The sequence below is a fragment of the Rhodoferax sp. UBA5149 genome, from assembly GCF_002413825.1.
GTDB lineage: Bacteria > Pseudomonadota > Gammaproteobacteria > Burkholderiales > Burkholderiaceae_C > Rhodoferax.
On sequence record NZ_DHXT01000150.1, the window covers coordinates 51,434 to 59,330 of the forward strand.

At 62.1% G+C, this 7,897-nt stretch carries 8 protein-coding genes; 2 read left to right on the plus strand and 6 right to left on the minus strand.

The features are described from left to right. Positions 1–5 precede the first annotated feature (5 nt). A complete protein-coding gene (locus B3V69_RS13065) occupies positions 6–3,140 on the plus strand; it encodes an efflux RND transporter permease subunit (protein ID WP_296447194.1) in 3,135 nt (1,044 codons plus the stop codon). Between the two features lie 11 nt (positions 3,141–3,151). Here B3V69_RS13065 and B3V69_RS13070 read toward each other — a convergent pair whose 3' ends face one another. The 4 genes from B3V69_RS13070 to B3V69_RS13075 form a co-directional block, all read right to left on the minus strand. Beyond that, complete coding sequence (locus B3V69_RS13070; RefSeq protein WP_296447195.1) at positions 3,152–3,421, minus strand: DUF2442 domain-containing protein; 270 nt, start codon at positions 3,419–3,421, stop codon at positions 3,152–3,154. Further along, complete coding sequence (locus B3V69_RS20805) at positions 3,402–3,494, minus strand: hypothetical protein (protein ID WP_414707528.1); 93 nt, start codon at positions 3,492–3,494, stop codon at positions 3,402–3,404. The genes B3V69_RS13070 and B3V69_RS20805 overlap by 20 nt, the downstream gene beginning before the upstream one ends. A 20-nt stretch (positions 3,495–3,514) precedes the next feature. Next, positions 3,515–3,637, minus strand: coding sequence for a DUF4160 domain-containing protein (locus B3V69_RS20810; protein WP_414707529.1), 123 nt, complete (start codon positions 3,635–3,637; stop codon positions 3,515–3,517). Positions 3,638–3,977: 340 nt separating this feature from the next. After that, positions 3,978–4,397, minus strand: a complete 420-nt coding sequence (locus B3V69_RS13075) for a PRC-barrel domain-containing protein (protein ID WP_296447197.1) — start codon at positions 4,395–4,397, stop codon at positions 3,978–3,980. A gap of 430 nt (positions 4,398–4,827) precedes the next feature. Between B3V69_RS13075 and B3V69_RS13080 the strand changes: the two genes are divergently transcribed. Continuing rightward, complete coding sequence (locus B3V69_RS13080; protein ID WP_296447198.1) at positions 4,828–5,946, plus strand: alpha/beta hydrolase family esterase; 1,119 nt, start codon at positions 4,828–4,830, stop codon at positions 5,944–5,946. A 129-nt stretch (positions 5,947–6,075) separates the two neighbouring features. On the opposite strand, the gene B3V69_RS13085 is transcribed toward B3V69_RS13080, so the two are convergent. Beyond that, positions 6,076–7,494, minus strand: coding sequence for a serine hydrolase domain-containing protein (locus B3V69_RS13085; RefSeq protein ID WP_296447199.1), 1,419 nt, complete (start codon positions 7,492–7,494; stop codon positions 6,076–6,078). 167 nt (positions 7,495–7,661) lie between these two features. After that, a partial coding sequence (locus tag B3V69_RS13090; protein WP_349679215.1) for an ATP-binding protein occupies positions 7,662–7,897 on the minus strand: 236 nt, incomplete at its 5' end.

Sequence of the window (7,897 nt, forward strand, 5' to 3'; positions counted from 1 at the left end):
CAGCCATGCTGTCCAACATCATCGAATGGTCGGGCCGGAACCGCTTTCTGGTCCTGCTCGCCACCCTGTTTATCACGCTCTGGGGCGTCTTTGCCGTCCTCAGGACACCGATCGACGCGCTGCCCGACCTATCGGACGTGCAGGTCATCGTCTACACCGAGTACCCCGGCCAAGCACCGCAGGTGGTGGAGGACCAGGTCACCTACCCGCTGACGACCTCCATGCTGTCAGTGCCCAAATCCAAGGTGGTGCGCGGTTTTTCTTTCTTTGGCGCGTCCTTCGTCTACATCATTTTTGAAGACGGCACCGACATCTACTGGGCCCGCTCGCGCGTGCTGGAGTACCTCAACTTCGCGTCCGGACGCATGCCCAAGGGCATCACGCCGCAGATCGGGCCGGACGCCACCGGGGTCGGCTGGGTCTACCAATACGCGCTGCTGGCCAAGGACAAGACGCTGGCCGAACTGCGCTCGATCCAGGACTGGTATGTGCGCTATCAACTGACCAAGGCGCATGGCGTGGCCGAAGTGGCCTCCATCGGCGGCTTCGTGCAAACCTACCAGGTGACGGTCGACCCGGTCAAGCTGCGCGCCTACGGCATCCCGCTGATGAAGGTGGCGCAGGTGATCCGCGACTCGAACCGCGATGTCGGTGGTCGCGCGGTGGAGATGGCCGAGACCGAGTACATGGTGCGCGGCAAGGGCTATTTGCGCGGCAAGAGCGATATCGAGATGCTGGTGGTCAAGAGCGACAAGGGCACGCCGGTGCTGGTCCGCGACATTGCGCGGGTCGAACTGACGCCCGACGAGCGGCGCGGAGTTACCGAACTCAATGGCGAAGGCGAGGTGGTGTCGGGCATCGCCATGGCGCGCTATGGCCAGAACGCGCTGGAAGTGATCGCCAACCTGAAGGAAAAGATCGCAGAAATCGGTCCCGGCCTGCCCGCCGGGGTGACGGTGCAAACGGTGTACGACCGCTCCGAGTTGATCAACCGCGCCATTGACACCCTGAAAAGAACGCTGCTGGAGGAGTCGCTCATCGTGGCGGCGGTCTGTGTCGTCTTCCTGCTGCATGTGCGCAGCGCGCTGGTCGCCATCCTGATGCTGCCGGTGGGCATCCTGATCTCCTTCATCGCCATGCGCTTGCTGGGCATGAGCTCCAATTTGATGAGCCTGGGCGGCATCGCGATTGCCATCGGCGCCATGATCGACGCCGCCATCGTCATGATCGAGAACGCCCACAAACATCTGGAGCGGCTGCCTGAGGGCCACACGAAAAGCGACCGCTTTGATGCCATGCTGGCCGCCTGCAAGGAAGTCGGCCCCGCGCTGTTCTTCTCGCTGCTCATCATCACCGTCTCATTCCTGCCGGTTTTCAGTCTCGAAGGCCAGGAAGGGCGGCTGTTCTCGCCGCTGGCCTACACCAAGACCTTTTCCATGGCGGGTGCGGCGCTGCTGTCGGTCACCTTGGTGCCGGTGCTGATGCTGCTGTTCATCCGCGGCAAGATCATGCCGGAGGCGAAAAATCCGGTGAACCGCTTTCTGATCTGGGTCTACCGCCCGATCATTGCCGGCGTCATGCGCTGGAAGAAAGTGACGATTCTTCTCGCCCTGCTGGCGCTGGCTGTCTCGTACTACCCGGCCTCCCAGCTCGGCTCCGAATTCATGCCCACGCTCAACGAAGGCTCCTTGCTCTACATGCCGGCGTCCCTGCCCGGCATGTCGATCACCAAGGCCGCCGAGCTGCTGCAGACGCAGGACAAGATCATCAAGAGCTTCCCCGAAGTCGCATCGGTCTACGGCAAAGCCGGGCGCGCCAACACGGCGACCGATCCGGCGCCGACCGAGATGTTCGAGACCGTGATCAACCTCAAGCCGGAATCCGAATGGCGCGCGGGCCTCACCATCGACAAGCTGATTGCCGAACTCGACAAGGCCTTGCAGTTCCCGGGCGTTGCGAACTCCTGGACGATGCCGATCAAGGCCCGCATCGACATGCTGTCCACCGGTATTCGCACGCCGATTGGCATCAAGGTCTTCGGCAAGGATCTGGACCAGATGGAAATACTGGCCAAGCAAATCGAGGCCGTGGTCAAAACCGTGCCCGGCACCACCAGCGCCTTCGCCGAGCGCATCACCGGCGGTTTTTACCTCAACATCGAACCCGATCGCGAGCAACTGGCCCGCTACGGGCTGAATGTGGGCGACCTGCTGGATGTGGTCGGTACCGCGCTGGGCGGTGACATGGTGACCACCACGGTCGAGGGCCGGGAGCGCTATGGCGTCACCGTGCGCTACCCGCGCGAGCTGCGCGGCGACCCGCAGCAGATCGAGCGCGAGGTGCTGATCCCGGCCATGGACGGGGCCATGATTCCCCTGGGGCAGTTGGCCAAGGTGGTGGTCGCCAAGGGCGCGCCCGGCATCCGCACCGAGAACGCACTGCTGTCAGCCTACATCTACGTTGACATTCGGGATCGCGACATTGGCGGCTACGTGGCCGACGCAAAGAAGGCGGTGGCCCAACAGATCAAGTTCCCGCCGGGCTACTACGTCACCTGGAGCGGCCAGTTCGAGTACATGGAACGTGCCATCGAGAAAATGAAGGTGGTCATTCCGGTGACCCTGCTGTCGATCTTCCTGTTGCTGTATCTGAACTTCCGGCGCATCACGGAGACGCTGATCGTCATGCTCTCGGTGCCGTTCGCCCTGGTCGGCGGCATCTGGCTGATGTGGTGGCTCGGTTACAACCTGTCGGTGGCCGTGGCGGTCGGCTTTATTGCGCTGGCCGGGGTGGCCGCCGAAACCGGCGTCATCATGCTGATCTACCTCGATCACGCCTGGGAGGCGGTCAAGACCAAGTGCCACGAGGCCGGTCGCGCGCCCAATGTCAGCGACCTGTACGAGGCGGTGATGGAAGGCGCCGTCGAGCGCGTGCGCCCCAAGATGATGACCGTGGTCGCCATCATGGCCGGCCTCTTGCCGATCATGTGGGGCAGCGGCACCGGCTCCGAAGTGATGAGCCGCATCGCCGCGCCGATGGTGGGAGGCATGATCTCCAGCACGGTGCTGACGCTGGCCGTGATTCCTGCAATCTACGCGCTGGTCAAGCAGTGGCGGCTGAAAAGGGGGATGGAGGGGTAGCGAACAGCTACTCAGGCGGCCTGGGGCAATGGTGACTGAAATCTTCCAAGCGCGGCACCCGTGACAGTGATGTCTTCGTCCAAAGCTTCCCAGCGCAACGCCGAACCATTCATGCGCAATGTGACTTCTGCCAATTGTTCGTCCGTCGCGCTCGCCAAGCGGTGAAATCTGGCTGCCGGGAAACCTATCTGCCGTCCATCAGTCAATTCCATAAAGACGGTACGGTTCGCTACCCAGGCCCGCGTGGCTACAAACTCAAATTCATTGGGATTGAAAATCATTGTATTTCTCCAATAGAAAGGTCTGGTGTTCGTATAGCAGGCGCTCCACTCTGCGAATATCGACTGCACTCATGCCACGATTCTTTGCCAGAGCTACGGGTGATAGCCAGAATTTGCATTCGCCATCACCAGTTCGACGTGAATATGGGGCGGCTCCATGCGTTCATCAGAATAGAAATGAAACCGGAATCCCGAAATTCTGAGAACGGTTGGCATCTTTGGCAGTATAGAGCTTGCATGGTCGGATGGAAGATGCTGCAAAGGCAACCCATACGCGGTCCAAGATGATGACGGGGGGCGATCATGGTGAAACAGTGGCGTATCCGTCACGGCATGGAGGGCCGAGGGCCATTACCCTGACCCGCCAGTATCCCTGCGGGCGAGGAGGTGCAAATTGAACCGGACTGGGATCTGGCGGCGCAATCCGCACCCGACTACGAGGTCGACCAGCGCGTCAACTGGTGACAGGTAAAGCCAGCGTTTTTGCAGCGCGTCAGAGTAAAAGACATTCCACCTCCCGGCTTGCCCATGGAATAAGGTGAAGTGAAGTTAGCAGCTAAATGCTGGCGATGGTCGAGTAGGGTTTTGTCCCATAGTAGTCATGAATGCCCTTGGCCCAGGTCTGATCCGACATATCGGGCCAATGGTCCTTGTCAAATCCGGGTGCATCAGCCAGTTTGTCTTTCTGCACGTTCAGCGTGAAACGTTTATTCACGGTATCCAGCGTCAAGGCGTCCCAGGGTACGGCGAACAGCTTTTCGCCCATTCCGAGAAAGCCGCCGAAAGACAAAACGGCATAGCTAACCCGGCCAGTGCTCATGTCAAGCATGATTTCCTTGACATCGCCCAGATCTTCATCCTGCTGGTTGTAGACGTCATTGCCCACCAGGGTATTGGCCCCCATCAGTGCAGGACCGGGTCCGTCGCCGCGAGTGCCTTTGTACATGCCGTAGTTGTCGCGTTCTTGGTAGTTCATATCAATGCCCATTCATGAGTTGCTGTGGAAAAAAACCGGAGCACCGTGCAGATTGACTGGCACCCCATCAGAACAATAGGCGCGTGGCGCCCTTCAATCTGTTCGATACCGCACCAAGGCAACAAATTGCCACTCTGTGCGTTACCAGACAGAGGCCGTCAGTTGCCTGCGTGATAGTCGGGCAACGCCACCTTCGGGAGACTCACGTGTTACCTTCCTTCTCCGCCTGCGCCAACGAACCAGCGCCAGAACGCGCATTGAGCACGTGGTCGTTCGGGGGGCAAAGCGACCTGCAGGCGACGGCGTTTGGGACATTCACCATTCTCTGGGTCACGCTGACGCAGGCGATTGCTTTCGCTTTGGGGGGCTACCTCGCCGGTCATCCTCCTGACGACGCCAGGGGTGCGGTCAGCGCAGGCGAAGTTCCATTTTGAGCCGTTCACTCCAGCGTTCACTGAACGCCATGACCCGCCTGGCCCTGCGCGCAGGGGCCAGGGCGATGAAACAGGCGCTGCGCCCGCCGCCCAAGGCGCGTAAAACCACGGCGCTGAAATTCACGTCGAGCAAACCCGCGCTGGCCAAGCGCACGCATGCCAAGCCCACGCTGACCAAACGTGCGCCGACTTCGGGTTCGCCCTCTGCTTCAGTCGGCGCGTCGGCAGGCCAGTGGCGCACCGGCGTCGCGCTCAGTGCCGGCGGTGCGCGGCGCTACCGGCTTTACAAGCCACCCGGCGTGCGGCGCACCGAGCGCCTGCCGCTGGTGGTGATGCTGCACGGTTGCGCCCAGGACGCGCAAGCACTGGCCGTCAGCACCAAAATGAACCGCATCGCCCAGCGCGAGCGCTTTCTGGTGCTCTACCCGGAGCAGGACCGCCTCGCCAACCTGCAAGGCTGTTGGAACTGGTACGACACACGATCAGGGCGCGCACAGCGCGAGGCCGACTCCATCGACGCCGCCATCAACCAGGTCTGCCTGACGCAGCCGGTCGACCCGAATTGCGTTGCGCTGGCCGGCCTCTCGGCCGGAGCCAGCCTGGCGGCGCTGCTGGCCGTGCGGCGCCCCGAACGCTTTCGGGCCATCGTCATGCATTCGGGCATCGCGCCGGGCGTGGCGACTTCGTCGGCCACGGCGTTGGGCGCCATGCGCGGGCGCCGGGTGGCCGCGCCACTGGCTGCCCTGGCAGTCGGCATTCATCTGCCCGCACTGCTGGTCATCCAGGGCAGCGCCGACCCCCTCGTCGCGCCCGGCAATGGCCCTCGGGCCGTGGTTTTGTGGGCCGATCGGGAAGGCGCGACGCCAGGCCCGGCGCGCACGGTGCAACGCGGCGCACGCTACCCGGCCACCGTGACCGACTACCGCAAGGGCGGACGGCTGGTCGCCACCCTGTGCGACATCACGGGGCTGGGGCACGCCTGGAGCGGCGGCGCAGCGGGCTGCGCTTACAGCGACCCCAAAGGGCCGGACGCTTCGCGCATGAGCTGGGCCTTCATACGCAGGCAATTTGCAGCAGCGCCAGCCGACACCAGAAAAAGTCCGCTGGCGGATTAGTTCACAGTGTTGGTTAGCACGCAGACGCGGTGCGGCCCTTGTCAGACACTGATGGTCCCAGCCATCCACCAAGGAAACGCCATGGCCGACATTCGGGACCGCGACATTGGCGTGCGGCGTACCACGCGGTCATTTGTTGGAAGCGACCGGGTGCTGCTTCAGCGCTTCGATCACTTCCCGCGTTAACCGGGCCACCGCATCCATGTCGTCACGTGGCGTCCACGCCGGGCCGAAACGGGCGATGATGAGTTGTTCCGACGGAATAATCACGACGTACTGACCGTAGCTCCCTCGGGCCATGAAGGCGTCCGCCGGGATGCCCGCCTGGGTGCGGTAGCCGGAACCGTAGCCCTTGCCCCGATTCGTCCAGAAGCCGGCACCGTATCCAACGTACTCGCCGCCTGGGGTTTGCCGCGCCGAATACGCGACCCACCCTGGCGGCAGAAGGCGTTCGCCGCCAACCACGCCGTCGTGCAGATAGAGCAGACCGAATTTTGCCCAGTCGCGTGCGGAGGCCCACATTTGGCTGGAGCCCACAGGCGTACCGGCCGCATCGAACTCGAGCGTCGCATGCTGCATGCCGAGCTTGTCGAACAACTCGCGGTGCACAAAAGTGTAGGTGCTGGCCATGTCGCCACCGGCCAAATGACGAACGATGCGCGAGAGCAGCAAGGTGTTCGGGTCGGTGTAGTTCCAATGCGTTCCCGGCGGGTGGGCCAGCGGCGCACGTTCTGCGAAGGCCGCCATGTCGTGTTCAATGAACAACATTTGTGCTGCTGGATCGAACGGACTGACGTCATGCAGCGTTTGGCCCATGTCCAGTCCACTTGTCATGCGCAGCAACTGATCCGGCGTGATCGCGTGCCGGGGGTCCTGCGAATCGGCCCAGGCCTCGATTGGCGCCGAGGCATTCATGTCGAGCTTTCCTTGTTGGACCAAGATTCCCAGCAGCGCGTTTGTCACCGATTTGGTTGCCGACCAACCTACCAACGGTGTGTCGATAGCAACGCCTGGCGCGTAGCGTTCGGCAATGATCCGATCCTGGTGAATGACGACGACGGCCTGCGTGTTGCGGTGAGGCCCCTGTGCTGGCTCCTCGAAAACACGCTCCAATGCGGTGGTCAGTGCAGGATTCGTGGTCTGGACTGCAGCAGAATCGGCTATCGGTGCCAGCAGAGGCGGTGCGGCGTCATGTGTCATTGCCGGTGCGGTCGTCCCTGCCAGAGCGGTATCGGTGGCATTGATACATCCAAACGGCGGCCGGTAGATCGCGCGACTCTGCGCCATTCCGGCGAAAGTTGCGCGCACCTCCGAGCGGTCACGATCGATAACATGCTTCATCAAGAACGCTATCGAACCGCCAAGTGGCTCGATGGCGTCGCGGTAGTAGGGCTCGGGGTCCCGTCCGGCGACAAACACGGCCGAACAAAGCTCGTGGGCGACGTAGCCGGTTGAAACCATGGCGGCACGGCCAGGTGAGAGGTGGCCGCATGCGGTGAGAAAAGGAGCCGCCGCGATCACAAGGGTGGCGAATGCAAAACGTTTCATGGGTGAGTCCGAAAATATTGGCCGGGATTGGTCTGGTGATTTTTCGCGTAACCCAAAACGTTGTCTCGCCGAATTCAGATTTCGGCTAGCCGATTCCGGATTCGGCCAGCTTCCTGGGTGATCGAGTCGCCGCGATCGGCCAGCCAGCGCTTCGCATCAGCCAATCGTTAAGGCCGGTGGTTCCACGGTTCAATACGAAATGAGGCGCTAGGCCCCGTGGAATATGCGTGACCAGCTATTGTTTTTGTAGTGCCATGGGTTGCGCGACGCAGCGCTGACGCTGGAATACCAGGGCCCTTGTCGCGAACCACCATATCGACGGTGTCAGGCGGGATCTGCTCGATCACCAGTTCAGCGCCACCGGCAAACTTGATCGCGTTGTCCAGCAGGTCGGTAGCGCGCG